The 24,502-nt window shown below is 73.8% G+C and carries 21 protein-coding genes and 1 pseudogene; 7 read left to right on the top strand and 15 right to left on the bottom strand.

Features of this window, described 5'->3' with window-relative positions; genetic code table 11:
* Positions 1 to 31: 31 nt before the first annotated feature.
* The 3 genes and pseudogenes from PHY01_RS18790 to PHY01_RS18775 all read right to left on the bottom strand — a co-directional run bounded on the left by PHY01_RS18790 (position 32) and on the right by PHY01_RS18775 (position 5,213).
* Positions 32 to 1,405: an FAD-binding oxidoreductase gene (locus PHY01_RS18790; protein ID WP_141280320.1), complete on the bottom strand. Its 1,374-nt coding sequence runs from the start codon at positions 1,403 to 1,405 to the stop codon at positions 32 to 34.
* Positions 1,406 to 3,584: 2,179 nt separating this feature from the next.
* Positions 3,585 to 4,811 (bottom strand): annotated as a pseudogene (locus tag PHY01_RS28245) (AfsR/SARP family transcriptional regulator); the annotation flags it as partial.
* Positions 4,812 to 4,844: 33 nt separating this feature from the next.
* Positions 4,845 to 5,213: a GNAT family N-acetyltransferase gene (locus PHY01_RS18775; RefSeq protein ID WP_141280319.1), complete on the bottom strand. Its 369-nt coding sequence runs from the start codon at positions 5,211 to 5,213 to the stop codon at positions 4,845 to 4,847.
* Positions 5,214 to 5,298: 85 nt separating this feature from the next.
* Here PHY01_RS18775 and PHY01_RS18770 point away from each other — a divergent pair, with 85 nt between their 5' ends.
* Entirely contained in the window at positions 5,299 to 5,964 is a 666-nt protein-coding gene (locus tag PHY01_RS18770) for a hemerythrin domain-containing protein (protein ID WP_170183877.1), read from the top strand.
* Here PHY01_RS18770 and PHY01_RS18765 read toward each other — a convergent pair.
* From PHY01_RS18765 to PHY01_RS28130, 4 genes are all read right to left on the bottom strand, one after another.
* Positions 5,954 to 7,309 (bottom strand): dihydrolipoamide acetyltransferase family protein, encoded by a 1,356-nt coding sequence (locus PHY01_RS18765; RefSeq protein WP_141280411.1) that lies wholly within the window; start codon positions 7,307 to 7,309, stop codon positions 5,954 to 5,956. The genes PHY01_RS18770 and PHY01_RS18765 overlap by 11 nt on opposite strands.
* Positions 7,310 to 7,314: 5 nt before the next feature.
* Positions 7,315 to 8,289: an alpha-ketoacid dehydrogenase subunit beta gene (locus tag PHY01_RS18760; RefSeq protein WP_141280317.1), complete on the bottom strand. Its 975-nt coding sequence runs from the start codon at positions 8,287 to 8,289 to the stop codon at positions 7,315 to 7,317.
* Positions 8,289 to 9,488, bottom strand: a complete 1,200-nt coding sequence (locus PHY01_RS18755) for a thiamine pyrophosphate-dependent dehydrogenase E1 component subunit alpha (protein ID WP_141280316.1) — start codon at positions 9,486 to 9,488, stop codon at positions 8,289 to 8,291. The genes PHY01_RS18760 and PHY01_RS18755 overlap by 1 nt, the downstream gene beginning before the upstream one ends.
* A 145-nt stretch (positions 9,489 to 9,633) precedes the next feature.
* Positions 9,634 to 10,017 (bottom strand): antitoxin, encoded by a 384-nt coding sequence (locus PHY01_RS28130; RefSeq protein ID WP_141280315.1) that lies wholly within the window; start codon positions 10,015 to 10,017, stop codon positions 9,634 to 9,636.
* A gap of 152 nt (positions 10,018 to 10,169) precedes the next feature.
* Between PHY01_RS28130 and PHY01_RS18745 the strand changes: the two genes are divergently transcribed.
* The 3 genes from PHY01_RS18745 to PHY01_RS18735 are packed head-to-tail and all read left to right on the top strand — an operon-like array spanning position 10,170 to position 12,735.
* On the top strand, positions 10,170 to 11,072 hold the full coding sequence (locus PHY01_RS18745) for an ABC transporter substrate-binding protein (protein ID WP_141280314.1): 903 nt from the start codon (positions 10,170 to 10,172) through the stop codon (positions 11,070 to 11,072).
* Positions 11,024 to 11,974, top strand: a complete 951-nt coding sequence (locus PHY01_RS18740) for an amino acid ABC transporter permease (protein ID WP_440590674.1) — start codon at positions 11,024 to 11,026, stop codon at positions 11,972 to 11,974. Before PHY01_RS18745 ends, PHY01_RS18740 begins: the two co-directional genes overlap by 49 nt.
* Complete coding sequence (locus PHY01_RS18735; RefSeq protein ID WP_141280313.1) at positions 11,971 to 12,735, top strand: amino acid ABC transporter ATP-binding protein; 765 nt, start codon at positions 11,971 to 11,973, stop codon at positions 12,733 to 12,735. Before PHY01_RS18740 ends, PHY01_RS18735 begins: the two co-directional genes overlap by 4 nt.
* 10 nt (positions 12,736 to 12,745) lie before the next feature.
* Here PHY01_RS18735 and PHY01_RS18730 read toward each other — a convergent pair whose 3' ends face one another.
* Both PHY01_RS18730 and PHY01_RS18725 read right to left on the bottom strand, forming a co-directional pair.
* A complete protein-coding gene (locus PHY01_RS18730) occupies positions 12,746 to 13,582 on the bottom strand; it encodes an alpha/beta fold hydrolase (RefSeq protein ID WP_141280312.1) in 837 nt (278 codons plus the stop codon).
* 99 nt (positions 13,583 to 13,681) lie between these two features.
* Positions 13,682 to 14,254 (bottom strand): peroxidase-related enzyme, encoded by a 573-nt coding sequence (locus PHY01_RS18725; RefSeq protein WP_141280409.1) that lies wholly within the window; start codon positions 14,252 to 14,254, stop codon positions 13,682 to 13,684.
* A 44-nt stretch (positions 14,255 to 14,298) separates the two neighbouring features.
* On the opposite strand from PHY01_RS18725, the gene PHY01_RS18720 reads away from it, so the two are divergent.
* Entirely contained in the window at positions 14,299 to 14,601 is a 303-nt protein-coding gene (locus PHY01_RS18720; protein ID WP_141280311.1) for a DUF3024 domain-containing protein, read from the top strand.
* Here the strand turns inward: PHY01_RS18720 and PHY01_RS18715 are convergent.
* The 4 genes from PHY01_RS18715 to PHY01_RS18700 all read right to left on the bottom strand — a co-directional run bounded on the left by PHY01_RS18715 (position 14,586) and on the right by PHY01_RS18700 (position 21,104).
* On the bottom strand, positions 14,586 to 16,478 hold the full coding sequence (locus tag PHY01_RS18715) for a hypothetical protein (protein WP_141280310.1): 1,893 nt from the start codon (positions 16,476 to 16,478) through the stop codon (positions 14,586 to 14,588). The genes PHY01_RS18720 and PHY01_RS18715 overlap by 16 nt on opposite strands.
* 255 nt (positions 16,479 to 16,733) lie before the next feature.
* Positions 16,734 to 16,922 carry a YbdD/YjiX family protein gene (locus tag PHY01_RS18710; protein ID WP_141280309.1) on the bottom strand — a complete coding sequence of 63 codons (189 nt, stop codon included), beginning with the start codon at positions 16,920 to 16,922 and terminating at the stop codon, positions 16,734 to 16,736.
* Positions 16,919 to 19,105, bottom strand: a complete 2,187-nt coding sequence (locus PHY01_RS18705; protein WP_141280408.1) for a carbon starvation CstA family protein — start codon at positions 19,103 to 19,105, stop codon at positions 16,919 to 16,921. The genes PHY01_RS18710 and PHY01_RS18705 overlap by 4 nt, the downstream gene beginning before the upstream one ends.
* Before the next feature lie 181 nt (positions 19,106 to 19,286).
* Positions 19,287 to 21,104, bottom strand: coding sequence for a phosphoenolpyruvate carboxykinase (GTP) (locus tag PHY01_RS18700; protein WP_141280308.1), 1,818 nt, complete (start codon positions 21,102 to 21,104; stop codon positions 19,287 to 19,289).
* 313 nt (positions 21,105 to 21,417) lie between these two features.
* Between PHY01_RS18700 and PHY01_RS18695 the strand changes: the two genes are divergently transcribed.
* Positions 21,418 to 21,864, top strand: a complete 447-nt coding sequence (locus tag PHY01_RS18695) for a hypothetical protein (protein ID WP_174824134.1) — start codon at positions 21,418 to 21,420, stop codon at positions 21,862 to 21,864.
* Here the strand turns inward: PHY01_RS18695 and PHY01_RS18690 are convergent.
* Positions 21,830 to 23,371, bottom strand: coding sequence for an MFS transporter (locus PHY01_RS18690; RefSeq protein ID WP_141280307.1), 1,542 nt, complete (start codon positions 23,369 to 23,371; stop codon positions 21,830 to 21,832). The two genes, PHY01_RS18695 and PHY01_RS18690, sit on opposite strands and share 35 nt — an antisense overlap.
* A 99-nt stretch (positions 23,372 to 23,470) precedes the next feature.
* On the opposite strand from PHY01_RS18690, the gene PHY01_RS18685 reads away from it, so the two are divergent.
* Complete coding sequence (locus tag PHY01_RS18685; protein ID WP_141280306.1) at positions 23,471 to 24,016, top strand: TetR/AcrR family transcriptional regulator; 546 nt, start codon at positions 23,471 to 23,473, stop codon at positions 24,014 to 24,016.
* Positions 24,017 to 24,032: 16 nt separating this feature from the next.
* On the opposite strand, the gene PHY01_RS18680 is transcribed toward PHY01_RS18685, so the two are convergent.
* A complete protein-coding gene (locus PHY01_RS18680; protein WP_246086000.1) occupies positions 24,033 to 24,428 on the bottom strand; it encodes a hypothetical protein in 396 nt (131 codons plus the stop codon).
* Positions 24,429 to 24,502 lie beyond the last annotated feature (74 nt).

Raw genomic sequence — 24,502 nt, 5'->3', positions numbered from 1 at the left:
CGTGCTCCCGCAGACGTGTCACGAACTGGTGTCACATCGGGAGTGCGTGGCCGTGCCGGAACACACCGGTCGGGTCCAGCCGCTCCTTGACCGCCAGCAGCCGCGCGCGGTCGGTGTCGTCCCACAGCCGGGCGACGCGGTCGGGCCCCGCGGCACCCAGGAAGTTCAGCAGCGCGCCGCGGGCGGCCCACGGCGCCATCCGGTCCACCACCGACTGCGTGATCGCGGGCATCGTCTCGGCCAGCGGCCCGGCCATCGGGCCCAGCGCGAACAGCGTGAACGCCGCCCCGCGCCCGGCCACCGCGTCGGGCACCCGCGCCGGCCGCCCGACGGCGCCGCCCAGGTGGCGCAGCTCGACCATGATCAGCGGGACCTCGACGTCCGGGCCCGCGATCGCCAGCAGCTCGTCGACGGCCGCGGCGGGCAGCTCGCGCAGCGTGGTGCCGCGCTCCCACGTCGGCATGGGGTCGGTGGGGTCCATGTGGATGGAGTCGACGGCCGCGTAGGGCATCTCGGCGACCAGGTCCATGACGGCGGGCGCCGCGGCGCGCATCGGCGCCAGCAGCGCCGCGCCCTCGTCGGCCGACCCGAGGTGGGCGAACCGCAGGTGCACCACGAACCGCCCGCGCAACGGCTCGGGCAGCTCCGGCAGCGGGGGCAGGCGCAGCAGTGCGATCGAGGTCGTCGTCTCCTCTGGCAGCGTGTCGACCCAGGTGCGGTAGGTGTGCAGCAGCTCCGCGGCCGCGTCGCCGGGGAAGAAGATCCCGCCGCCGTACAGGCGCGCGACGGGCATCAGGTCGAACTCCATCGCCGTGACGATCCCGAAGTTGCCCTTGCCGCCACGCAGCGCCCAGAACAGCTCGGGGTCGCTCGTGGCGCCGACCCGGCGGATCCCGCCCGCGGCCGTCACCAGCTCGACGGCCCGGACGTGGTCGGCGGCGAAGCCGTAACGGCGGGCCATCGGGCCGAGGCCGCCGCCGAGGGTGTACCCGACGACGCCGACGTGGCTCGACGAGCCGTTGAGCGGGGCGAGTCCGTGCGGGGCGGCGGCCTCGATCACCCGGCCCCAGCGCACCCCGGCGCCGACGCGGGCGGTGCGGGCGACGGGGTCGACCGTCACCTCCGCCATCCGGCGGGTGCTCACCAGCACCGACCCGGCCAGGTCGGACATCAGCCCGTGCCCGGTGGACTGCACGGAGACCGACGTCCCCTGCTCGCCCGCCCAGTGCACGGCGGCGGCCACGTCGGCGGCGTCCGTCGCCCCGACCACGACGGCCGGGCGCGCGGTGTGGGTGGTGTTGAAGGCCGCGACCTCGGCTGGGAGCCGCGGGTCGGTGGCGTCGAGGACCGGGCCGCGCACGCGGGCGGCGAGCGCGTGGACGCGACCGGTGGTGGGGGTGCTCATGGTGGTCATCGGGGGTCTCCGGGTCCGGACGGCGGCCCGGGGCCGGGCCGCCGTGTCCCGGTGACGATGGGCGCGGGCACTTGCGGATCGCTGTGGTCCGCTGGTGATCCGCTGAAAGCCGGCTGCACGTGGTGACTAGATGCGCGGAACGGGCGCGCTCGGCCCAGTGCGCCGCGCCGACCGCGGTGTCGACCCGGACCGCCTCGGCCAGGTGCGCCCGCGCGGCGTCGGCGTCGCCGGTGCGGGCGGCGAGGCGGCCGAGCACGCCGTGCACCGAGCCCCACGACGCGTTCGCGGTGCCCGCCACCACCAGCTCGCCGGCCTGCGGCAGCAGCTCGCGGTAGAGCGCGTGCGGATCGGGGGCGCCCAGCGCGGCGGCCACCTCTCCCCAGGCGCAGAGCAGGAAGTCGGTGCTCCAGTCCACCGGCAGCATGCGGTCGGTGCGCTCCAGCAGCCGCCGCGCCTGCGCGTGCTCGCCCACCTCGGCGAGCGCGAGCAGCGCGACCGGGCGCAGCCCGGCGAACTCGCCCACCGTCTCCTCGACGAGCTCGGCGGCCACCTCGTCGAGGCGGCCCTGGCCCCACCGGACGGTCATCCGCTGCACCAGCCGGCACCAGTTGGCACCCCACAGGCTGGTGCGCTGCTGCAGCGCGAACGCGTCCTCGGCGTGCTTCTCGGCCAGGTCCCACTCGCCGCGCAGGGTGGCGTGCCCGGCCTCCTGGTAGGTGACCTGCGCGCGCAGCTCGGCGAGCCCGAGGTCGGTGGCGAGGCGCTGGGCCCGGGCGAGGTCGGCCAGTGCGAGGTCCGGCTCGGCGAACCGCAGCGCGAGCGCCCCGCGGTGCAGCCGGGCGATGGCCTCGGTGTGCGCGGGCAGCCCCTTCCCGACCAGCGCCAGCGACTCGTCCAGCGCCGCGCGCCGCTCCGCCTCGCCGCCGGGCACCCAGCCCGCGAGGTAGAAGTTGTTCAGCGCCCGGCCGAGCAGCGCGACGTCGCCGAGGTCGCGGGCGATGCGGGCGGCCTCGCGGGCGGCGTCCATCCCCTCCGCGCGCCGGTCGGTGTAGCACAGCTCGCAGGCCAGCGTGCCGAGCAGCTCGGCCCGCCGGACGGGGTCGTCGGTGCCGGTCAGCAGGTCGTCGAGCCGCTCGATGACGGTCTCGTCGCTCGAGCCGTAGGCCCGCCAGTTCCACAGGGCCACCCCGCCGAACACGCTCGCCGCGTCGGCGGCGCGGTCGGTGTCGCCGCGCTCGCGGGCGAGCGTGATCGCCCGGGACAGCGCGGCCTGCGCGCCGGTGAGGTCGCCCGCCGCCCGCCGGTCCCGGCCGAGCTCGACGAGCAGCGCCGACGGGTCGTCGCCCGCGCCGTCGGTCAGCTCGACGGCCCGCGCGACGTGCTCGGCCGCGGTGACGAACGCGAACCGCTCGCGGGCCGCAGCCGCCGCGGCGAGCGCGTGCCGCAGCGCGCTGCCCTCCCCGGCGAACGGGCCGGCCAGGTAGGAGTGGTGGGCCAGCGCGTCGAGCCGGCCCGCGGGCGGCAGACCCTCCAGCGCCCGGGCGATCGCGCGGTGCAGCCGGGCCCGCTGCAGCCGGGTCAGCCCGGCCACGATCGTCTCGCGGACCAGGTCGTGCCCGAACCGCCACACCCAGCCGTCGCCGTGCTCCACCACCACCCCGGTGATGACGGCGGGCTCCAGCAGCCCGACGATCTGCTCGGCGTCGAGCTGGGCGGCGGCCTCCAGCACGTCCAGCGGGAACTCGCGGCCGATCACCGCGGCCAGGGTGAGCAGGGCCCGGGTGTCGTCGGGCAGCCGGCCCAGCCGACGTTCCAGCACGTCGCGGACCGACGCGGGGATGTCCGGCGCGCCCGGCCGGGCGTCCAGGCGGCGCTCGCTGCGCAGCAGCTCGATCAGCTCGACGAGGAAGAACGGGTTGCCCTCGGTACGCCGGCGCAGGTCCTCGGCCAGCCCGGGGTCGGCCAGCCCGCGGTCGGCGAGCAGCTCCCCGACCTCGGCGACCGGCAGCCCGTCGAGCGTCAGCCGGGTGACGGTGCGCTCCCTGGCCAGGTCGGCGAGGGTGTGGACCAGCGCGTCGGTGCGCTCGTCGGGCGAGTCGCGCAGCGTCGCGACCACCAGCACCGGCAGCGCCGCGATCCGGCCGACGAGGAAGCGCAGCAGGTGCAGCGAGAGCGGGTCGGCGCCGTGCAGGTCGTCGAGGACGACGAGCAGCGGCCCGTCCGCGGCGGCCGTGGCCAGCGCACCGGTGATCTGCTCGAACAGCTCGGCGCGGCGGGCGTCGGAGTCGCCCTCCCCGGCGCCGGGCGGGGTGCCCGCGTCGGAGCCGAGCGCGCGCAGCACCTGCGTCCACGGCCACAGCGCGGGCGCCGCGGCCTCGTCGGCACACCGGCTCCAGGCCACCCGGACGCCGAGCGCGCCGGCGGACGCGGCCGTCTCCTCGGCCAGCCGGGTCTTGCCGATCCCGGCCTCGCCGCCGAGCAGCACCACCGACCCGCTGCCGCCCGCCGCCGCCGACAGTCGCGCCACCAGCGTCGAGAGCTCCGCGCGGCGGCCGACGAAACCCCCGGGGGCGGGCCCCTCCGGCTGCGCGGCGGGGGTCGGCAGCGGCGGCGGAGCCGGCCCGTCGACGCCCGGGTCCTGCGTGCGGATCGCCTGCTCCAGGCGGCGCAACTCCGGGCCGGGGTCGATGCCCAGCTCGTCGCGCAGCAGGTCGCGGCAGGCGCGGGCGGCGCGCAGCGCGTCGGCCTGGCGCCCGGTGCGGTACAGCGCGAGCATCAGCGATCCCCACAGCCGCTCCCGCAGCGGGTGCACCGCCACCAGCGTCTCCAGCTCGGCGACCGCCGCGTCCGGACGGCCGGTCGCGAGCAGGGCCTCGACGTGCCGTTCCAGCGCCACGACCCGCAGCTCGGCGAGGCGGGCACGGTCGGCGGTGCCGCCGGCGTCGCCGGCGTCGCCCAGGTCGGCGTAGGGCTCGCCGCGCCATAGGGCCAGTGCCGCGGTCAGCTCCGCGTCGGCCTCGGCCGCCCGGCCCGCGGCGAGCAGCCGCCGGCCCTCGCCGAGCCGGTGCTCGAAGCGCAGCACGTCGAGGTCGTCGCCGGGACCGAGGGCGAGCAGGTAGCCGGGCGGACGGGTCAGCAGCGTGCGCGGTGCGGCGCGCGGGGCCCGGTCGGGTTCGAGCAGCCTGCGCAGCTGCGAGACGTAGGACTGCAGGGTGCCGGTGGCCGTGGCGGGTGGCTCGCCCGCCCACAGCGTCTCGTTGATGCGGTCCAGCGGCACGACCCGGCCGTGGTCGGCGAGCAGCAGCGTGAGCAGCGAGCGGAGCTTGGGGCTCCCGGGGTCGACGGACCGGCCGTCGGCCGCCACGACCTCCAGCGGCCCCAGCACGCGGAACTGCATCCCCGAACCCTAGGTACGGCGCCCGTCGGAGATCTAGAGCTCGATCTCCCAGGTCCCGTCGGGCAGGCGCGAGTAGCCGAGCCCGCGGAGCATGCCCCGGCCCTGCTCGGTTCCCGGGTCGGCCATCCGCGCGATCCGGCAGCCCTCGGCGCGCACCGCGGTGGTGACCTGCCGCGCGAGGCGCGGGCCGTAGCCGTGGCCGCGGTGGCGCTCGGGGACCCCGCCGCCGACGACCGTCGCGACGTCGCCCTCGCGGTGCACCTCGATGACGGCCTTGGGGTCCTCGCCCGCGGGGGCGGCGAGGTCCTCCAGGGTGTAGGTCACCACGCCGCCCGGCCCGTCGCCCTGCCGCGGGCTGCGCCGCATCAGGTGCGACTCGGCGGAGGTCTCCCCGATCGTCATGGCCGCCATCCTGCCCCGCCCACTTGTGGCCGACTTGAGGCGGCGGGACAAGCGGGCGTCAAGGGCGTGCGCGCACGCTCCCGCCATGACCCTCACCGACCTGGGCGCCGGCAACGACGTGCGCGCCCTGCTGCTCGTGCACGACGGCATCCGCGCGACGGTCCCGCAGGCGGCCCGTCACGTCCGGGCGCTGCGACCGGGCGACCGGCGCGGGGCCCGCGCGCTCGTGCGCTGGTGGGACCTGTGCTCCCGCGGCCTGCGGCGCCACGCCAGGGCCGCCGACGCCGCGCTGTGGCCGCTGGTGCTGGGCACCGCGCCGGAGCTGGCGGGCGAGGTGCGGCGCCTGGAGCTCGACCGCGCCCCGCTCGACGCCCACGTCGCGCTCGTCGCCTACGGCCTCGGCCGCCTCGCGGCGCTCGACGGGCCGGAGTCCGGGTCCGTGCGCGTCAACCTCTCCGCCACCGTCAGCCGCCTCGACATCCGGCTGCGCCGCCACCTCGCCGCCGCCGAGGAGCTGGCGCTGCCGGTGCTGCGTCACCGCGTCGGCCCCGGCGAGTGGGCGGCGCTGCGGGACGCGCTGGTCCGGCCGACCGGGCCCCGTGACACCGCCGCGCTCGGGCCGCTGTACCTCGCCCACGCCGGCGGTGCCGACCGGGCCGACGTGCCGGCCCCGGCCCGCGCGCTGCACGACCTCGTGCTGGGCCCGCGGTACCGGCGCCTGCTCGCCGCCCTCCCCGCCCCTACCAGGTGAGCGCGAGCCCCGGGTCGGTCAGCAGCGCGCCGACGTCGGCCAGGAAGCGGGAGCCCTGCTCGCCGTCGACGAGGCGGTGGTCGAACGACAGTGCGAGCTGGCACACCGTGCGCACGGCCAGCTCGCCGTCGACGACCCACGGCGTCGGCTTGATGGCGCCGACGGCCAGGATCCCGGCCTCCCCGGGGTTGAGGATCGGGGTGCCGGTGTCGACGCCGAACACGCCGACGTTGGTGATCGTGAACGTCCCGCCCGCCATGTCGGCCGGGGACGTCCGCCCCGCCCGTGCCGTGGCCGTCAGCTCGCCCAGCGCCGCCGCCAGCTCGCGCAGCGTGAGCGTGTCGGCGTCGCGGACGTTCGGGACGATCAGCCCGCGCGGGGTGGCGGCGGCGATCCCGAGCTGCATCCGGTCGAAGTAGACGATCTCGCCCGCGGCCTCGTCCCACCGCGCGTTGAGCTCCGGGGTGCGCCGCGCCGCCAGGCACACCGCCTTCGCGACGAACGCCAGCGGCGTCAGCTTGACCTCGGCGTACTCGCGCGTGGCGCGGAGCCGGTCGCGCAACGCCATCGTGGCCGTGACGTCGACCGCGAGGAACTCGGTGACGTGCGGCGCGGTGAACGCGCTGCTCACCATGGCCGCCGCGGTGTGCTTGCGGATGCCGCGGATCGGCTCGCGCCGCACCCCGCCGACGGCCGCGACGGCCGCGGGCGCCGCCGGGGTGACCACGTGCGACTGCACGTCGTCGCGGGTGATCACCCCGCCCGGCCCGGACGGGGTGACGGACCGCAGGTCGACGCCGAGATCCCGGGCCAGCTTGCGCACCGGCGGCTTGGCCAGCGGCACGGCCCCGGCCGCGGCTCCGGCTCCGGCTCCTCCCGGGGAAATGGCAGTAAAGCCACTTTCCCGCCGTGAGGTGGCAGCAGAGTGGCTTTGCTGCACCGGGGCGGGGGTCGGCGGGGCGGGGGGCGGCGTCGTGCCGCGGCGGGGGCGGCGGGTGACCGCGCCGGGCCGCGCGCCGTAGCCGACCAGGTTGGCGACGCGGCCGTCCTTCCCGACCTCCCCGATCTTGGCGCCCGTGTCCTCCTCCACCGCGGGAGCCGCGGCCTCGGCGGTCTCGATGCTGATGATCGGCGACCCGACGGCGACGACCTGGCCCGGCTCGACCAGCAGCTTCCCGACCGTCCCCGCGTACGGCGAGGGCAGTTCGACCGCGGCCTTGGCCGTCTCGATCTCGCACAGCACCTGGTTGACGGTGACGACGTCACCCGCCGCCACGTTCCAGGTGACGACCTCGGCCTCGGTGAGCCCCTCGCCGACGTCGGGCATGGCGAACTCGCGCAGCATCGCGGTCACCAGCCCATCGAGCGGTCGACGGCGTCCAGCACCCGGTCCAGGTCGGGGAGGTAGTCCTCCTCGCACTTCGACGGCGGGTACGGGGTGTCGAACCCGGTCACCCGCAGCACCGGCGCCTCCAGCGAGTGGAAGCACTCCTGCTGCACGCGCGCGCAGACCTCCGCGGCCACCGACGTCTCCGACGGGGCCTCCGCGACGACGACCAGCCGCCCGGTCCGGCGGACGGAGGAGAACACGGGGTCGAGGTCGAGCGGCGAGAGCGTGCGCAGGTCGATCACCTCGATGTCGTGCCCGTCCGCGACCGCCGCCTCCGCGGCCTCCAGGCAGGTCTTGAGCACCGGGCCGTACCCGGCGAGCGTCAGGGACGAGCCGGGCCGCGCGACCTGGGCGCTGTGCAGCGGCGGCGGGGTGGCCGACAGGTCGACCTCGGCCTTCTCCCAGTACCGCCGCTTGGGCTCGAAGAAGATCACCGGGTCGTCGGAGGCGATGGCCTGCTGGATCATCCAGTAGGCGTCGACCGGGTTGGAGCACGACACGACCTTCAGGCCCGCGACGTGCGCGAACAGCGCCTCGGGCGACTCGCTGTGGTGCTCCACGGCCCCGATGCCGCCGCCGAACGGGATGCGCACGACCACCGGCATCGGCACGCGGCCCTGCGAGCGGAAGTGCAGCTTCGCCAGCTGCGAGACGATCTGGTCGTAGCCGGGGAACACGAACCCGTCGAACTGGATCTCGCACACCGGCCGGAAGCCGCGGATCGCCAGGCCGACCGCGGTGCCGATGATGCCGCTCTCGGCCAGCGGGGTGTCGAGCACGCGCTGCTCGCCGAAGTCCTTCTGCAGCCCGTCGGTGACGCGGAAGACCCCGCCCAGCTTGCCGACGTCCTCGCCCATCACGAGCACCTTCGGGTCGCGCTCCATCGCGGCGCGCAGCCCGTCGTTGATCGCCTTCGCCATCGTGAGCACCGCCATCAGGACGCCCCCTCGAACGACGCGTGGTAGGCCAGGAACTCCTCGCGCTGGGCGTCGACGGCGGGCGAGCCCTCCGCGTACACCTGCGAGAACATCCGGTCCGGGGCGGGTGCGGGCATGTCGACGCAGAACTGCCGGAACCGCGCGGCCAGCTCGTCGGCCTGGGCCTGCACGTCGTCGAAGAACTCCGGCTCGACGCCGAGGGAGCGCACCAGGTGCACCCGGACCCGCTCGATCGGGTCCTTGAGCTTCCACAGCTCCAGCTCGTCGGCCAGCCGGTAGCGGGTGGGGTCGTCGGAGGTGGTGTGGGCGTCCATCCGGTAGGTGAACGCCTCGACCAGCACCGGCCCGTTGCCGGTGCGGCACTCCTCCAGCGCCCAGCGGGTGACGGCGAGGCAGGCGATGACGTCGTTGCCGTCGACGCGGATGCCGGGGAAGCCGTAGCCCTGCGCGCGCTTGTAGAGGGGCACGCGGGTCTGCCGCTCGGTGGGCTCGGAGATCGCCCACTGGTTGTTCTGGCAGTAGAAGACGACCGGCGCGTCGTAGACCGCGGCCCAGACGAAGCCCTCGTGCACGTCGCCCTGGCTGGTGGCGCCGTCGCCGAAGAAGCACATCGTGGCCTCGGCGTCGTCGCCGCCGACCTTGCCCTCGAACTTCTGGCCCATCGCGTAGCCGGTGGCGTTGAGGCACTGGTTGCCGATGACGATGGTGTAGAGGTGGAACCCCTTCTCCCGGGGGTCCCAGCTGCCGTGGTCGGTGCCGCGGAAGATGCCGAGCAGGTCGGTCGGGTCGACGCCGCGCGTCCAGGCCACGCCGTGCTCGCGGTAGGAGGGGAACGCCATGTCCTGCGGCGCCATCGCGCGGCCGGCGCCGATCTGCGCGGCCTCCTGGCCCAGCAGCGGCACCCAGATCCCGAGCTGGCCCTGGCGCTGCAGCGCGTTGCCCTCGCGGTCGAACCGGCGGACCAGGACGAGGTCGCGGTAGAGGCCCTTGAGCATCTCGACGTCGACGTCGGCCGCGTAGGAGTCGAAGCGGGGGTCGGGCACCCGCACGCCCTCGGGCGTCAGCAGCTGGACGAGGTCGGCGCCGCCCTCGTCGGTGCCCTTCAGCCCGGCGACGACGTGGTCGCGGCCCGGGCGGTCACGCCCCGGGCGGGTGGCGGCGGACGTGGGCGGCGTCCAGTCCTGAGGTGTGGACACGGGTGCTCCTCGCGGTGTCGGCCCGCGTCCGGTTCGTGGCGGGCGCGGGACGGGCGGTCCGGTGTGCACGGGCCCGGGGTGTGGGCCCGCACACAGCACGGATCTTCCCCGTCATCCTGGCACGAGGAGCAGCGGCGCGGGGGCGTCAGGCGCCGTGCTCGCGCGGCCCCGGCTGCGGCGGCCGGTACTGCGAGGTACCGGGCTGCGAGGTACCGGGCTGCTGAGCCGGCGGGTTCGCCTGCGTCGGCGCGTCGTGGCCGTAGGCGGGCGGCTGGCCGTACGCCGGGTTCTGGCCGTAGGTGCCGTGGCCGTTGCCCGCGGCGCCGGGGCCGGACGGGATGCCGGCCGCGCCCTTGGCCTTCTTCGCGACCCCGTCGATCTGGGTGCGGTACTTGCCCTTCGTCTGCTTGTCGACGAACGCGGCCGCCTGGTCGAGGTACTTCCCGGCCTTGTCCGGGTTGCTCCGGGCGTAGCGGCGGGCCGCCTCGGCGGCCGTGGCGAGGGTGGCGAGTCTTCTGAACAGGGACATCTGCTCACGGTACCCATCCCGACCGATGATCACTCTCGAACGGACATGCGTGACGCAGGGTGACTTCATGCAACGGTGACCCCCCTACGGGGTGTCGTCCCGGTGACGGAGTGGCAGCATCCCGGCGTACTCACACCACCGTGGAGGTCCCCGTGTCCCGTCGCACCATCCCCGCGACCCTGTCCCTCGTCGCCCTCGCCGTGGCCCTCGCGGGCTGCGGGGCGGGAGGTGACGGCAGCGGCGGGGCCGCCCCCGCCGCCCCGGCCGAGCCCCCGGCCGTCGCCGCCGACGAGGCGCTCGCGGCGCTGGTCCCGGCGAGCGTCTCCGCGGACGGGAACCTCGTCTTCGGCACCGACGCCTCCTACCCGCCCAACGAGTTCACCGACACCGACGGCACCACGATCATCGGCATGGACGTCGACCTCGCCACCGCCGTCGCGCAGAAGCTCGGCCTGACAGCGACGTTCGAGAACAGCCAGTTCTCCGGGATCATCCCCGGCATCCAGAGCGCCCGGTACGAGGCGGGCATCTCCTCGTTCACGATCAACGACGAGCGGATCGAGACCGTCGACATGATCAGCTACTTCTCGGCGGGCACCAGCCTCGCGGTCGCCGCGGGCAACCCGGAGGGGCTCACCCCGGACACGCTGTGCGGGCGCGCCATCGGTGTGCAGTCGGGCACCGTGCAGGCGGAGGACGTCGTGGCCCGCAGCGAGGCGTGCACCGCCGCAGGGCAGCAGCCCATCGCGATCACCGAGCTGCAGGCCCAGACCGACGTCAACCTGGCGCTGACGGCCAACCGGATCGTCGGGATGCTCGCCGACTCGCCGGTCGCCGCGTACGCCGTGACCACCACGGAGGGGGCGGTCGAGGTCGTCGGCGAGCCCTACGACACCGCGCCCTACGGCATCGCGATCGGCAAGGACCAGGGTCAGTTCGCGCAGGCGGTGCAGGGTGCGGTGCAGGCCCTGATCGACGACGGCACCTACGCCGGGATCCTGGAGAAGTGGGACGTGTCCAACGGCGCGATCCCGACCGCCGAGGTCTCGAGCTGACGGTGGCCGCCCCCGAGCTGGAGAAGCCGTCGCAGCCGATCAGCGCCGTGCCGGTCCGGCACCCGGGCCGGTGGGTGGCCGTGGTGGTGCTGGCCGTGCTGGCGGCGATGTTCGTCAACACGGTCCTGACCAACGACGGGTTCCGCTGGGACGTGGTCGGCCGCTACCTGTTCTCCGCGCCGATCCTCAACGGGCTGCAGAACACGCTGCTGCTCACGGTCCTGTCGATGGCCATCGGCATCGTCGGCGGCATCGGGCTGGCGATCATGCGGCTGTCCCCCAACCCGGTGCTGACGTCGGTGGCCGGGCTCTACATCTGGGTGTTCCGCGGAACGCCGCTCATCGCCCAGCTGCTGTTCTGGAACTTCCTCGCCGCGCTCTACCCGCAGCTCTCGCTCGGGGTGCCGTTCGGGCCGGCGTTCGTCGTGTTCGACACCAACCAGCTGATCACGCAGTTCGCCGCCTGCCTGCTCGGACTGGGTCTCAACGAGGCCGCCTACATGGCCGAGATCGTGCGCGGTGGACTGCTGTCGGTGGACGAGGGGCAGACCGAGGCGGCCGGGGCGCTGGGCATGTCGCGGGCACAGACGCTGCGCCGGATCGTGCTCCCGCAGGCGATGCGGGTGATCATCCCGCCGACGGGCAACGAGACGATCTCGATGCTCAAGAGCACCTCGCTCGTGGTCGTCATCGGGTACTTCGAGCTGCTCACCTCGGCGCAGCGGATCTACTCGCAGAACTTCCAGACGATCCCGCTGCTCATCGTGGTGGCCATCTGGTACCTGGCGCTGACCTCGGTGCTCTCGGTCGGACAGGCGTTCGTCGAACGTCGCTACGGCCGGGGTGCGACCCGCATGTCCACCGGCGGATCGCGGATGTTCGGGATGGGGGCGCAGAGATGACCACGCCCATGGTGGAGGCGCTCGGCATCCACAAGAGCTTCGGCCGGGTCGAGGTGCTGCGCGGCGTCGACCTCACCGTCATGCCGGGCGAGGTGGCCTGCCTCATCGGCCCGTCCGGTTCGGGCAAGTCGACGTTCCTGCGCTGCATCAACCACCTGGAGCGGATCGACGCCGGCCGGATGCGGGTCGACGGTGACCTCATCGGTTACCGCGAGCGCGGCGGGAAGCTGCACGAGATGCGCGAGTCGGAGGTGGCCAGGCAGCGCCGTGACATCGGGATGGTGTTCCAGCGCTTCAACCTGTTCCCGCACATGACGGCGGCGGAGAACGTGATGGAGGCGCCCCTGACCGTGCGCCGCGAGTCGCGCAGGGCGGCCCGGGCACGCGCCTGCGCGCTGCTGGACCGGGTCGGGCTGGCCGACAAGTACGACACCTACCCGGTCCAGCTCTCCGGCGGCCAGCAGCAGCGCGTCGCCATCGCCCGGGCGCTGGCGATGGAGCCGCGGCTGATGCTGTTCGACGAGCCCACCTCGGCCCTGGACCCCGAGCTCGTCGGCGAGGTCCTCGACGTCATGCGCGGGCTCGCCGCCGACGGCATGACGATGGTGGTGGTGACGCACGAGATCGGCTTCGCGCGCGAGGTCGGTGACACGCTCGCGTTCATGGACGAGGGACGCATCGTGGAGTCGGGCGACCCCCGGGACCTGGTGACGAACCCGCGGGAGGAGAGGACACGAGCGTTCCTCGCCAAGGTTCTCTAGGACGGCCGGGCTACCGCGCCAGGAACTCGATCAGGGCCCGGTTGAACTCCGCCGGGTGCGTGGCGTTGATCGCGTGCGGCCCGCCCTCGATGACGACCAGCTCGCTGCCCTCGATCGACTCCGCGCTGCGCTTCCCGCTCACCTCGAACGGCACGACCGCGTCGGCGTCGCCGTGGATCACCAGCGTCGGGATCGTGACGGCGGCGACGTCGTCGCGCAGGTCGGTGCGGCCGAAGGCGGTGATGCAGTCCAGCGTGCCCTTCGGCGACGCACCCGCGGCGATCGACTTCGCGTACAGCCGCTGGTCCTCGCTGATCTTCAGCTCACCGTTCGCCGAGAAGAAGTCGGTGGTGAACTGCTCCAGGAATGCGAGCCGGTCTCCCGTCACGCCGCCCTGGAACGCCTCGATGGTGGCGTCGTCGAGCCCGCCGTCGGGGTTGTCGTCGGACTTGTAGAGGTAGGGCGGCACAGCGGCGGCCAGCACGGCCCGGCTCACGCGGCCGTTGTCGCCGTGCGTCGCGACGTAGCGGACGACCTCGCCGCCACCCATCGAGAAGCCGACGAGCGCGGCGTCGGTGAGGTCGAGGTGCACCAGCAGCGCGTGCAGGTCCTCGGTGAAGGTGTCGTAGTCGTAGCCGTCCCACGGCTGCGAGGACTTGCCGAAGCCGCGACGGTCGTAGGTGATGACGCGGTACCCGGCGTCGACGAGCGCGGGGACCTGCGCCTCCCAGGACCGGCCCGACAGCGGCCAGCCGTGGACGAGCACGACCGGGCGGCCGGAGCCGTGGTCCTCGTAGTACAGCTCGACGGGGGCGTCGTTCTCGGTGCCGACGGTGACGGTGGCCATCTGCGATCCTCCTGAGAGTTCTGTCGTGCACGACCTATCAGGAGGGGGTTGACCGGTGGACCCGGGAGCCAACCGCGCGCTCCCGGATGCTGGGACGGCTCAGCGCGGCAGGCGGCCCATCAGGAAGAACTCCGGGTTGGGCCGCAGGTCGGTGAGGTGGGCGAGGCGGTTGGACATCGCGAACAGTGCCGTGATCGCGCCGACGTCCCAGATCTCGTCCTCGGACAGGCCGGCCAGCCGGGCGTCGTCGATCTCGGCCTCGGTGAGGGCGGCCGAGTCGGTGGCGATCAGCAGGGCGAGGTCGACGATCGCGCGCTCGCGCGGGGAGAGCGCGACGCCGAACGGGTTGGTGGCGACGCGGTCGGCGATCTCCGGGTCCTTCGTGCGCACCCGCAGGATCGCCCCGTGCGCGACGACGCAGTACGTGCAGCTGTTCGCCCCGGACGTCGCGACGACGACGAGCTCGCGCTCGGCCTTGCTCAGCCCGTCGTTCGACTCCATCAGCGCGTCGTGGTAGTCGAGGAACGCGCGCAGCTCGCGCGGCCGGCGGGCCAGCGCCCGGAACACGTTGGGGACGAACCCCGACCTCTCGGCGATCGCCCCGATCCGCTCGCGCAGGTCCTCGGGCATGTCCGCCAGCTCCACGTGCCCGAACCGGCTCACCTCGTGCATCTCTCCCATGGCGTCCGACCGTACTGCCGGGGACCATGTCCGTCATGGACGTACCGGAGGAGATCCGCCACTCCCTGACCGAATGGTGCGCCCAGCGGATCCCGCCGGGCGAGCGGGAGCGCCGCCGCATCGGCTACACCGTGCACGGGCGGCAGGTGACGATCAGCGACCGCCGCGCCCCCGCCGTCCCGGAGCTCGACGTCGAGTGGAGCTCCACCCCGATCGCCCGGCTCGCCGTCGACGACGCCGGGCACTGGACGTTGCACCGCCCGGTCGACGGCGGCTGGGTCCGCACCTCCGACGGCGCGGACCCGATCGCCCTGCTCGACGCTCAGGCGCCGGCCTGACCCACCGCCGACACGTTCCCCGCGGCCCGCACGGCCGGGTTGAGGTGCACCACGCGGCCCGGGGTGTCGGTGGTGCGGCCGCGGATGACCAGCGCGGCGGCCCGCTGCAGCACGCTGAGCAGTGACGGGGAGCCCTCGGGCTGCTCGTCGGGGGCCACCACGGCGATCATCCGGGGCGCCACCGCCGTGAGCAGCAGCCGCTCGACGCCGAGCTGGGCCGCCCCCACCACGACGACCACGTCGGCGCTGTCGGGTGCGGGCAGGGCGCCGAGCAGGACGTCGCTGCGGGTGAAGCAGGCCAGGCCGTAGGCGCCGCCGTCGCGCTCGTGCAGCTCGTCCCACGCCGCGGCCAGCGCCGGGGCGGTGGCCCGGAGCCTGCGCAGCAACGAGGTGCGGCGCACCTCGTCGCGCAGCTCGCGGCGTGCGGCCCCGAGCGCGTCGACGGCCTCCTCGTAGGCGTCGGCGTCACGCCCGCGCAGCGCGTCGACGGCGAGGCGCTGTTCGGGCGCGACGACGGCGCCGCGGGCGGCGAGCCGGTCGGCCATCAGGTCGAGCCGCTGGGCGGCCTCCGCGGCCGAGCCGTGCTCGGCGTAGTCGAGGATGGCGGCCGACACGCGGGCCGCGGAGTCGACGTCGGGGACCGACAGCGGCGAGTCGGCGCCCAGGAACAGCACGTCGTGGCGCAGGGCACCGACGGACCGGGCGGCGTTGGCCACCAGCACGAGGCGCTCGGCGAGCGCGGCCAGGTCGCCGGGACCCCGCGGGGCCGGGACGCCCATCTCCGAGCAGCCGGCGACGATCCGCCCCATGCGCTCGCCGAGCTCCAGGTGGTCGAGGACCCGCAGCACGTCGGGGGCGGTGACCGGCTCGCGGTCGGCCACCCGGATGCGGCGCAGCACCGGCTGCACGTCGCGCTGCACGGTGGGCCGGAAGTAGTTGCGGGTGCGGCCCCCGGACTCCAGGAACTCGTAGTAGTTGCACAGCAGGTCGACCGCGTCGCCGGAGAGCTCCCCGTGGAAGGTGACGGGCGGGGCGTTGCGGCGGGTGTGCACGATCGTCGCGGCCTGGGCGACGTCCTCCTGCACCCGGTCGAACGTGCCGCGGTGCCGGGTGTGGATCAGGTGCCCGAGCAGCTCCCACTCCCAGGGCGACTGGCGGCGCGGGCCGAGCGCGTCGAGCTTCGCGGTGACGCACCGGGCGATCGAGGTGACGGCCTCGCGGCGCTCGGGCTCCACGCGGGCGAGCAGGGCGGGCACCACGGTGCCCGCGTCGTCGGGCGGGCTCGCCTGCACGGCCTGGTCGCACAGCCGGCGCACCTCGTCGACCCCGGGGAGGGCGTCGGGGGCCGGGAGGTCCTGGCCCGAACGGGCCCGGGCGGCCGCCGTGGAGGTGGCCAGCAGGCGCCGCAGCTCGCGGAGCTCGGCCTGCGGGAGGTCGGGCAGCGCGTCGACGGTGCGGCCGCTGGTGACCCCCATCCGGACCGAGTCGAGCTCGGCGTCGGTCTCGGCGGTGACGACGACGCGCCTGCCGTCGGCGACCAGCGCCGAGACGGCCGTGGCGACCTCGCTCGGGCCGGCCTCGTCGAGGACGACCAGCGCCGTGCCGCGCATCGCCTGCACGACCGACGCCGGATCGTCGGCGGGCCGGCGCGGCGCCGGCGGGACCTCCGCGACCGAGGCGGCGAGCGCCTCGGCGAGGCGGCGCAGCCCGGGGGGCGTGGAGCCCGCCCGGACGACCTCACCGATTCGGGCGCGCGCGGCGGCCGTGGCGGGTTCCTCGTGGGCCGCCGCGGCGAGCCGGTCGACGAAAACCAGGAGGTCCTCGGCGTCCTCTCCGGCGGACGCACGGTCGTGCGCGCTCCCGGGTCCGACATCCATCACCGTGGTCACCTCCGACTGTCACCGCCCGGCGTGGCGGTGATCACCCTTTCGTATCGCAGGGGTCCACAGAATGGTGCACCTCTGACGAGTGGCTGGGCAATCGTGGGCCGCCGAAAGGTCACTCTCGGCGGTGTCCGGCACTCGAACGAGTGAACGGACGAATGGCGCGACACTGACATCGTGGTGAACGGCGGTGTCGTGCCCGTGTCGATCACTCTATGCGACAGACGGTCTGCTGGATACGACCAGCGGTCAACAGCACCGTGCGGACGGTGCGTGATCGCCACGATCGGTGCGTTTCCGCCAGAACTCGCGCTCGCCCATCGGGGGCACCCCGGGGTGACGGGCGGCGTGGTGGGCCACGTACCGCTCGTAGGCCTGCTCCCCGGCGAAACCGCGCAGCAGCTGCCAGGCCTCCCTCAGGGCCTCCCGCGCGGTCACGTGGACTCCCTGCTGCCGGCCGTCGCGAGCTCGTGCTCGCGGATCGCCCGCTTCTCCTCGCGGGTGGCGATCAGCCCCGACGGCGCGACGATCGTCGACCGCACGTACGGGTCCTCCGAGCCGCCGGGCAGGGGGCCGCCGCGCAGCGCCGTGACCCACACCCGCATCGAGTCGGCCAGGATGATCAGGATCAGCGTGGCGAACAGCGCCGTCAGCACGGTGTCCAGGGTCGTGTTGAACACGACCTGCTGCATGTCCTCCACCGATCTCGCCGTACCCAGGCTCGTCTCCCCGGCGTCGAGGGCGGCCTGGTAGCGCTGGCGCTGGGCCCAGAAGCCCAGCGTCGGGTCGGGCGAGAAGATCTTCTGGTAGCTCGCGGTGAGCGTCACGGCGGCGTCGAAGGCCAGCGGGACCAGCGTGATCCAGGCGTAGCGCGCCCGCCCGGACTTGATCAGCAGTGTCGTGCAGACGGCCAGCGCGACCGCGGCGAGGAGCTGGTTGGCGATGCCGAACAGCGGAAAGAGCTGGTAGATCCCGCCGAGGGGGTCGTTGACGCCCGCGTAGAGCAGGTAGCCCCATGCCCCCACGATCAGCGCGCTCGCCGACCACGCGGCGGGCTTCCAGGACGTGTCCTTGTACTTGGGCCAGACCGCGCCGATGGTGTCCTGCAGCATGAAGCGCCCGACGCGGGTGCCTGCGTCCACCGTGGTGAGGATGAACAGCGCCTCGAACATGATCGCGAAGTGGTACCAGAACGCGCGCAGCGCGTCGCCGCCGAAGACCTCGGAGAAGATCTGGGACAGCCCGACGGCCAGCGTGGGCGCGCCGCCGGACCGGCCGACGAGACTCTCCTCCTCGACCGCGGCCGCCGCGGCCTGCAGCTCGGCGGGGCTGATCGTGAACCCGATGTTCGCCACCGCGGCCGACGCGGTCTCGACGGTCGGGCCGAGCACCGTGGCCGGCATGTTCATGGCGAAGTAGAGGCCCGGGTCGAGCACGCACGCCGCGGCGAGCGCGCAGATCGCGACGAACGACTCGGTGAGCATGCCCCCGTAGCCGATCAGCCGGACCTGCGACTCCTTCTCGATCAGCTTGGGCGTGGTGCCCGACGCGACGAGCGCGTGGAAGCCCGACAGCGCACCGCAGGCGATGGTGATGAAGACGAACGGGAACAGCGAACCGGCGAACACCGGGCCCATGCCGTTGGCCGCGAACTCGGTGAAGGCCTCGGTCCGCATCGTCGGCCAGGCCACCAGGATCGACACCGCGAGCAGCACGATGACGCCGATCTTCATGAAGCTCGACAGGTAGTCGCGCGGGGCCAGCAGCATCCACACCGGCAGCACGGAGGCGACGAAGCCGTAGACCACCAGCGCGAGGGTGAGCTGGTTGGCGGTGAGCGTGAAGGACTCGGCGAGCGGGGAGCTGTCGATCCAGCCACCCGCCACGATCGCCAGCAGCAGCAGTGCGACGCCGATCAGCGAGCCCTCGATGATCTTCCCCGGCCGTATGTAGCGCAGGTAGAAGCCCATGAACAGGGCGATCGGGATCGTCATCGCCAGCGAGAAGGTGCCCCACGGCGAGTCGGCGAGCGCCTGCACGACGACCAGCGCCAGCACCGCCAGCAGGATGATCATGATGGCCAGCACAGCGATCAGGGCCGCGATCCCGCCCACCGGCCCGATCTCCTCGCGGGCCATCTGCCCGAGGCTGCGCCCGCCGCGGCGGGTGGAGAAGAACAGCGTGACCATGTCCTGCACGGCCCCGGCGAAGATGACGCCGACGATGATCCAGATCGTGCCGGGCAGGTAGCCCATCTGGGCGGCCAGGACCGGCCCGACCAGCGGGCCCGCGCCGGCGATGGCGGCGAAGTGGTGGCCGAACAGCACGCGCCGGTCGGTGGGCTGGTAGTCCTGCCCGTCGTCGAGGCGCTCGGCGGGGGTGGCGCGGGTGTCGTCGACCTGCAGGACCTTGCGGGAGATGAACCGCGAGTAGAACCGGTAGCCGATGGCGTAGGACGCCAGCGCGGCGAACACCAGCCACGCGGCCGAGATCTCCTCGCCGCGGCTCAGCGCGATGATCCCCCAGGCCACGGCGCCCACCAGGGCCACCGCCGACCAGATGAGCACCTGCCGCAGGTCCGGACGCCTGCGTTCGGACCCCTCGGGCTGCGCACCCGACATCTCCGTGGTGGCCACGGCGCACACCTCTTCCCCGTCCCGGGCGCCCCCCGACAAGGCACCGGCGAGGCGACGATAGGCCCACGAACGGGTGTTGTCAGTGCTCCCGCTGCGCCGAATGCCGAGTCGTGACACGGCACCGGCCCGCCGTGCGGGTGCACGACGGGCCGGCGGGGACGGAGTACTAGGCGCCGAGACGCAGCTTGAGCGCCTCCAGCTCGTCGCGCATCGACGTGGGGAGGCCGTCGCCGATCTTGTCGAACCACTCCTCGATGAGCGGGATCTCGGCCTTCCACTCCTCGACGTCGACCTCGAGCGCGGCGTCGATGTCGGCCACGGCGGAATCGAGCCCGTCGAGGTCCATCTGGTCCGAGGTCGGGACGTAGCCGATCGCGGTCTCGGTGGCCGCGGCGGTGCCCTCCATTCGCTCGATGCACCACTTCAGGACGCGGCTGTTCTCGCCGAACCCGGGCCACAGGAACTGGCCCTCGTCGCCCCGGCGGAACCAGTTGACGTAGAAGATCTTCGGCAGCTTGTCGGCGTCGGCGCCCTTGCCCAGGTTCACCCAGTGCTGGAAGTACTCGCCGACGTTGTAGCCCAGGAACGGCAGCATCGCCATCGGGTCGCGGCGGACCTGGCCCAGGCCGCCGGCCGCGGCCGCGGTCTTCTCGCTCGACATCGTGGCGCCCATGAAGGTGCCGTGCTGCCAGTCGCGCGCCTCGGTGACCAGCGGGACGGTGGTCTTGCGCCGCCCGCCGAACAGGATCGCCGAGATCGGCACGCCGTTCGGGTCCTCCCACTCGGGCGCGACGACCGGGCACTGCCCGATCGGCACGGTGTAGCGGGAGTTCGGGTGCGCGGCGTCGGTGCCGGACTCGGGCGTCCAGTCGTTGCCCTTCCAGTCCGTCAGGTGCTCGGGCTCGCCCTCCAGGCCCTCCCACCACACGTCGCCGTCGTCGGTCAGCGCGACGTTGGTGAACAGCGCGTTGCCCGCCTCGATGGTGCGCATGGCGTTGGGGTTGGTCTTCCAGTTGGTGCCCGGCGCGACGCCGAAGAAACCGAACTCGGGGTTGACCGCGTAGAGGCGGCCGTCCTCGCCGAAACGCATCCAGGCGATGTCGTCGCCGACGGTCTCCGCACGCCATCCGGGAATGGTCGGCTGGAGCATCGCGAGGTTGGTCTTGCCGCAGGCGGACGGGAATGCCGCGGCCACGTAGTAGGCCTTCTCCTCCGGCGAGATCAGCTTGAGGATGAGCATGTGCTCGGCCATCCAGCCCTCGTCGTGGGCGATGGCCGAGGCGATCCGCAGCGCGTAGCACTTCTTGCCCAGCAGGGCGTTGCCGCCGTAGCCGGAGCCGTAGCTCCAGATCTCGCGGGTCTCGGGGAAGTGCGAGATGTACTTCTGCTCGTTGCACGGCCACGCGACGTCGGCCTGGCCGGGCTCCAGCGGCGCACCCACCGAGTGCAGGCACTTGACGAAGGTGTCGCCGCGGTCGGCGAACAGCGGGAGCACCGAGGCGCCCATCCGCGTCATGATCCGCATGGACGCCACGACGTACTCGGAGTCGGTGATCTCCACGCCGAGCATCGGCGGGGTCGCGTCGAGCGGGCCCATGCAGAACGGGATGACGTACATCGTGCGGCCGCGCATGCATCCGCGGTACAGATCCGACATCGTCGACTTCATCTCGGCGGGATCGACCCAGTTGTTCGTCGGGCCGGCACCGGAACGCTCCGCAGAACAGATGAAGGTGCGTTCCTCGACGCGCGCCACGTCATCGGGATCCGATGCCGCATAGAACGAATTCGGCTTTTTCTCCAGCCGCGTGAACGTGCCCGCCTCGACGAGGGCGGTGGTCATCCGCTCCCACTCCTCGTCGGACCCGTCGACCCAGACCACCCGGTCGGGGGTCGTCAGTTCGGCCACGTCGCGGACCCACGAGAGCAGTCGCGTGTTCTCGGTCGGCGCTGCGTCGAGCCCTGGCACGGTGGCTGCAGTCATGTCGTCCTGTCTCCTAGCCGGCGGACCGGTTCTGCGGGAACGCTTACGCACGCCCGGGCAGCGGATGCGGCCGGGCGTGCCTGTCGAAGATGAATATCGACGGTACCGGCGGTGTCCGGCTTTCCCCACCGCTGGGCGATGTCGATTCACTCACAGGACCGATCAACTAATCGATTCAGAACAGGTCACGGCGCCATTCCCGGATCCCCGGCGGTGACCTTCGTGACGTTGCGGTCCGGGTGCTCCGCCTGGACCACCGGCGCGGCCGGGCGTAGCGTTTCGCCCGTATCCGGCGCCACGAGGGAGCGCGAACATGAGCGACACCGGTATGTACGTCACCCTGCTCGTGGTGGCGATCGCGCTCACCTTCCTGGTCGGGCGCCTGCTGGTCACCGCGGGTGAGCCCTTCCTGCAGGAGGTGTTCCAGGACACCAAGGTGACCCGGTCGGTGAACCTGCTGCTGTCGGTGCTGTTCCACCTCATCACCCTCGGCGTGCTGGCGATCATCTCGGTGGTCGACATCGCCGGCGGGCAGCAACCGCTGCAGACCTTCGTCGTCAAGCTCGGGGTGGTGCTGCTGGTCCTCGGCGTGGCCTACGGCATCTCGATGCTGGTGCTCATCCGCGTGCGCGAGCGCCGCCGGTCCGACCAGATCTCCGAGCAGGTGCAGGAGCGGCTGGCCGAGCGGTCGGCGCCGGCCCCGCGCCCCGTCGGCGAGGCCCAGATCAGCACCCAGCCGGTGATCCCGAAGCAGCTCTGAGTCCCACCACCACGGTGGCCGCGACGGCCACGAGCACCCCGGACCCGACCAGCGCGGTCAGCTCCACGCCCGCGTCGAACGCGGCGCGGGCCGAGGAGAGCAGCGCCTCGCCGTCGACACCAGGGACGCGTTGTGCGGTCCCGATCGCGCCGCCCAGCGTCTCGTGCGCGGCGTCGGCCCAGGTCGGGCCGATCCCCTCCGGCACCGCGACCCCGCGCCGGTACGCCGCGGCGAGCACGCTGCCCAGCACGGCCGTGCCGAGCACGGCCCCGATCTCGTAGGCCGTCTCCGACACCGCCGACGCCGAACCGGCCCGGTCGGCGGGGGCGGCCGCGAGGATGGCGTCGTTGGTGATCGTCTCCGACAGCCCGATCCCGGCGCCGACGAGCACCGCGGAGACGGCCAGCACCCCGACGGCGGACGACCCGCCCAACTGCGTGCACAGCCCGAACCCGGCCGCGGCGAGCAGCAGGCCGGTCGGCACCAGCAGCCGCAGCGGGTAGCGACGGGCGAGCCGGCTCGCCGTGAGCCCGGCCACCGCCGTCGTCACGAAGCCGGGGAGCAGGACCAGCCCGGCGTCGAGCGGGTCGAGGCCGGCGACCAGCAGCAGGTACTGGGCGGAGAAGAACAGCAGCCCGGTGAGCGCGAACATCGTCGTCGCGTTGGCGAGTGCGGACAGGCGCAGCACCGGCGAGGCGAACAGGGTGACGTCGAGCAGCGGCTCCTCACCCGCGGCGAGCCGGGCGCGCGCCCGGCGGACGAACAGCACGCCCGCCCCGGCGCCGACCAGCAGCGCGAGCACCGCGGAGCCGGTGACGCCGTCGTGGGCCACGGTCTTGATCGCCAGCACCGTGGGGCCCATCGCGAGCAGCGACAGCAGCACGCCGTAGGGGTCGAGGCGGCCCGGCCGCTCCATCCGCGACTCGGGCAGCAGCACCGCGCCCGCCACCAGGATCAGCAGCATGAGCGGCACGTTCACCAGGAAGACCGCGCCCCACCAGAAGTGCGCGAGCAGCAGCCCGCCGACGATCGGCCCGACCGCGGCCCCCGCCGCGAAGCCGGTCGCCCAGATGGCGACGGCGGTGCGCCGCTGCGTGCGGTCGGGGAACAGCGTGCGCAGCAGCGCGAGCGTCGCGGGCATGAGCATGGCGCCGAAGAAGCCGAGCAGGGCGCGGGCGGCGACGAGCTGGGCGGCGTCGGTCGCGAACGCCGCGGCCAGCGACACGGCCCCGAACCCGGCGACGCCGATCAGCAGCGTCCGGCGGCGGCCGATGCGGTCGCCGAGCGTGCCCATCGTGACGAGCAGGCCCGCGAGCACGAGCGGGTAGGCGTCGACGATCCACAGCTGCTGCGTGGCCGAGGGCGACACCGCCGCGCTGATCGCGGGCAGCGCGAAGCTCAGCACGGTGTTGTCGATCGCCACCAGCAGGGTGGGTAGGAACAACACGGCGAGCCCGGCCCAGGCGCGGGCGGACGGGCGGACGGGACGGGGAGCGGTGACGGTCATCGGGGTTCCTTACGCGTCTGTATACCGTCCAGACGGTACAGTAGCGCCGGGTATTCCCTGGCCGGACGCGTGGTGGGCTCGCCCACCTAGACTCGCCCGATGACCGGCGCCCGCGACCGCGTGCTGGACGCGTACGAGACGCTCCTGATCGACCACGGCCCCGGCTCGGCCACCCTCGACGCCGTCGCCGCCGCGGCCGAGGTCTCCAAGGGCGGGTTGCTCTACCACTTCGCCTCGAAGGACGCGCTGGTCACCGGCCTGCTCGACCGGCTGCGCGAGCGCAGCGCTGCCGACGCCGACGCCATCCGCACCGCGCCCGACGGCGCCGTCGCCTACTACCTGCGCACGTCCGCGCCCGGCGGCGGGGTGCCCGGGGGCGTCACGCGCACCTACCTCGCCGTCCTGCGGATCTCCGAGGGCAGCAGCACGGGACGGACGATCCGGGAGGTGCTCGCCGAGGTCGACGCCGACGCGTTCGCCGCGCTGCGGGCCGAGCTCGACGACCCGGTGCTCGCCTGGCTCGCCCAGCTCGTGGGCGACGGTCTCTACCTGCGCACCCTCACCGGCACGCCGCTCCCACCCGGCCTCGGGGTGGAGGACCTGCTGGCCCGGATGCGCCGCTACCTCCCCGACGCGGGGTCGTGACCGGGGCGGGACCGCGTCAGCCGAAGATCCATCGCGACGTGGCCCGCACCAGCGTGGGCGCCGGCTCCACGGGCACCGGGTGCCGCGCGATCTCGGGCACCGGGACCGGCAGCCGGTGCGTCGTGACGTTCCAGTACCGGTTCTCCGGGTCGCCCGCACGCCAGGCGTTGGCCAGGCGGGTGGTGGCGTCGGCGTCGGCGCGCCGCCGCGGCCGGGGGCGCATGTTGCAGTGTTCGCGGACCACCCGGTCGAGGGTCCGCCACGCGTCGTCGGCGGTGGTGTGCACGCTGACGCTGGGCTCGCCGTCGGTCTGGCCGACCAGCAGCGTGTAGGCGCTGACCATCTCGTAGGGCACGGGCACGCCCCTCTCGGGCTCGAACCGGTTGTCCCGCGACGTCGTCGGCGCGTTCACCCAGTCAACGGCACGCACCCCGGCCGGGTCCGCATCGGCGCGCCGGGCGTCGCCCGATGGTGTCCATCACGCGC

It is taken from the genome of Pseudonocardia hydrocarbonoxydans (assembly GCF_006539565.1).
Lineage (GTDB): Bacteria > Actinomycetota > Actinomycetes > Mycobacteriales > Pseudonocardiaceae > Pseudonocardia > Pseudonocardia hydrocarbonoxydans.
The sequence above is the reverse complement of the archived record's forward strand: the minus strand, read 5'-3'. Positions and strand labels throughout refer to the sequence as shown.

Excerpts from the sequence above, each read along its gene's own strand:
- PHY01_RS18790 (WP_141280320.1), bottom strand. The coding sequence starts at position 1,405 with ATGAGCACCCCCACCACCGGTCGCGTCCACGCGCTCGCCGCCCGCGTG.
- PHY01_RS18775 (WP_141280319.1), bottom strand. The coding sequence starts at position 5,213 with ATGACGATCGGGGAGACCTCCGCCGAGTCGCACCTGATGCGGCGCAGC.
- PHY01_RS18770 (WP_170183877.1), top strand. The coding sequence starts at position 5,299 with ATGACCCTCACCGACCTGGGCGCCGGCAACGACGTGCGCGCCCTGCTG.
- PHY01_RS18765 (WP_141280411.1), bottom strand. The coding sequence starts at position 7,309 with ATGCTGCGCGAGTTCGCCATGCCCGACGTCGGCGAGGGGCTCACCGAG.
- PHY01_RS18760 (WP_141280317.1), bottom strand. The coding sequence starts at position 8,289 with ATGGCGGTGCTCACGATGGCGAAGGCGATCAACGACGGGCTGCGCGCC.
- PHY01_RS28130 (WP_141280315.1), bottom strand. The coding sequence starts at position 10,017 with ATGTCCCTGTTCAGAAGACTCGCCACCCTCGCCACGGCCGCCGAGGCG.
- PHY01_RS18735 (WP_141280313.1), top strand. The coding sequence starts at position 11,971 with ATGACCACGCCCATGGTGGAGGCGCTCGGCATCCACAAGAGCTTCGGC.
- PHY01_RS18730 (WP_141280312.1), bottom strand. The coding sequence starts at position 13,582 with ATGGCCACCGTCACCGTCGGCACCGAGAACGACGCCCCCGTCGAGCTG.
- PHY01_RS18725 (WP_141280409.1), bottom strand. The coding sequence starts at position 14,254 with ATGCACGAGGTGAGCCGGTTCGGGCACGTGGAGCTGGCGGACATGCCC.
- PHY01_RS18720 (WP_141280311.1), top strand. The coding sequence starts at position 14,299 with ATGGACGTACCGGAGGAGATCCGCCACTCCCTGACCGAATGGTGCGCC.
- PHY01_RS18715 (WP_141280310.1), bottom strand. The coding sequence starts at position 16,478 with ATGGATGTCGGACCCGGGAGCGCGCACGACCGTGCGTCCGCCGGAGAG.
- PHY01_RS18705 (WP_141280408.1), bottom strand. The coding sequence starts at position 19,105 with ATGTCGGGTGCGCAGCCCGAGGGGTCCGAACGCAGGCGTCCGGACCTG.
- PHY01_RS18700 (WP_141280308.1), bottom strand. The coding sequence starts at position 21,104 with ATGACTGCAGCCACCGTGCCAGGGCTCGACGCAGCGCCGACCGAGAAC.
- PHY01_RS18695 (WP_174824134.1), top strand. The coding sequence starts at position 21,418 with ATGAGCGACACCGGTATGTACGTCACCCTGCTCGTGGTGGCGATCGCG.
- PHY01_RS18690 (WP_141280307.1), bottom strand. The coding sequence starts at position 23,371 with ATGACCGTCACCGCTCCCCGTCCCGTCCGCCCGTCCGCCCGCGCCTGG.
- PHY01_RS18685 (WP_141280306.1), top strand. The coding sequence starts at position 23,471 with ATGACCGGCGCCCGCGACCGCGTGCTGGACGCGTACGAGACGCTCCTG.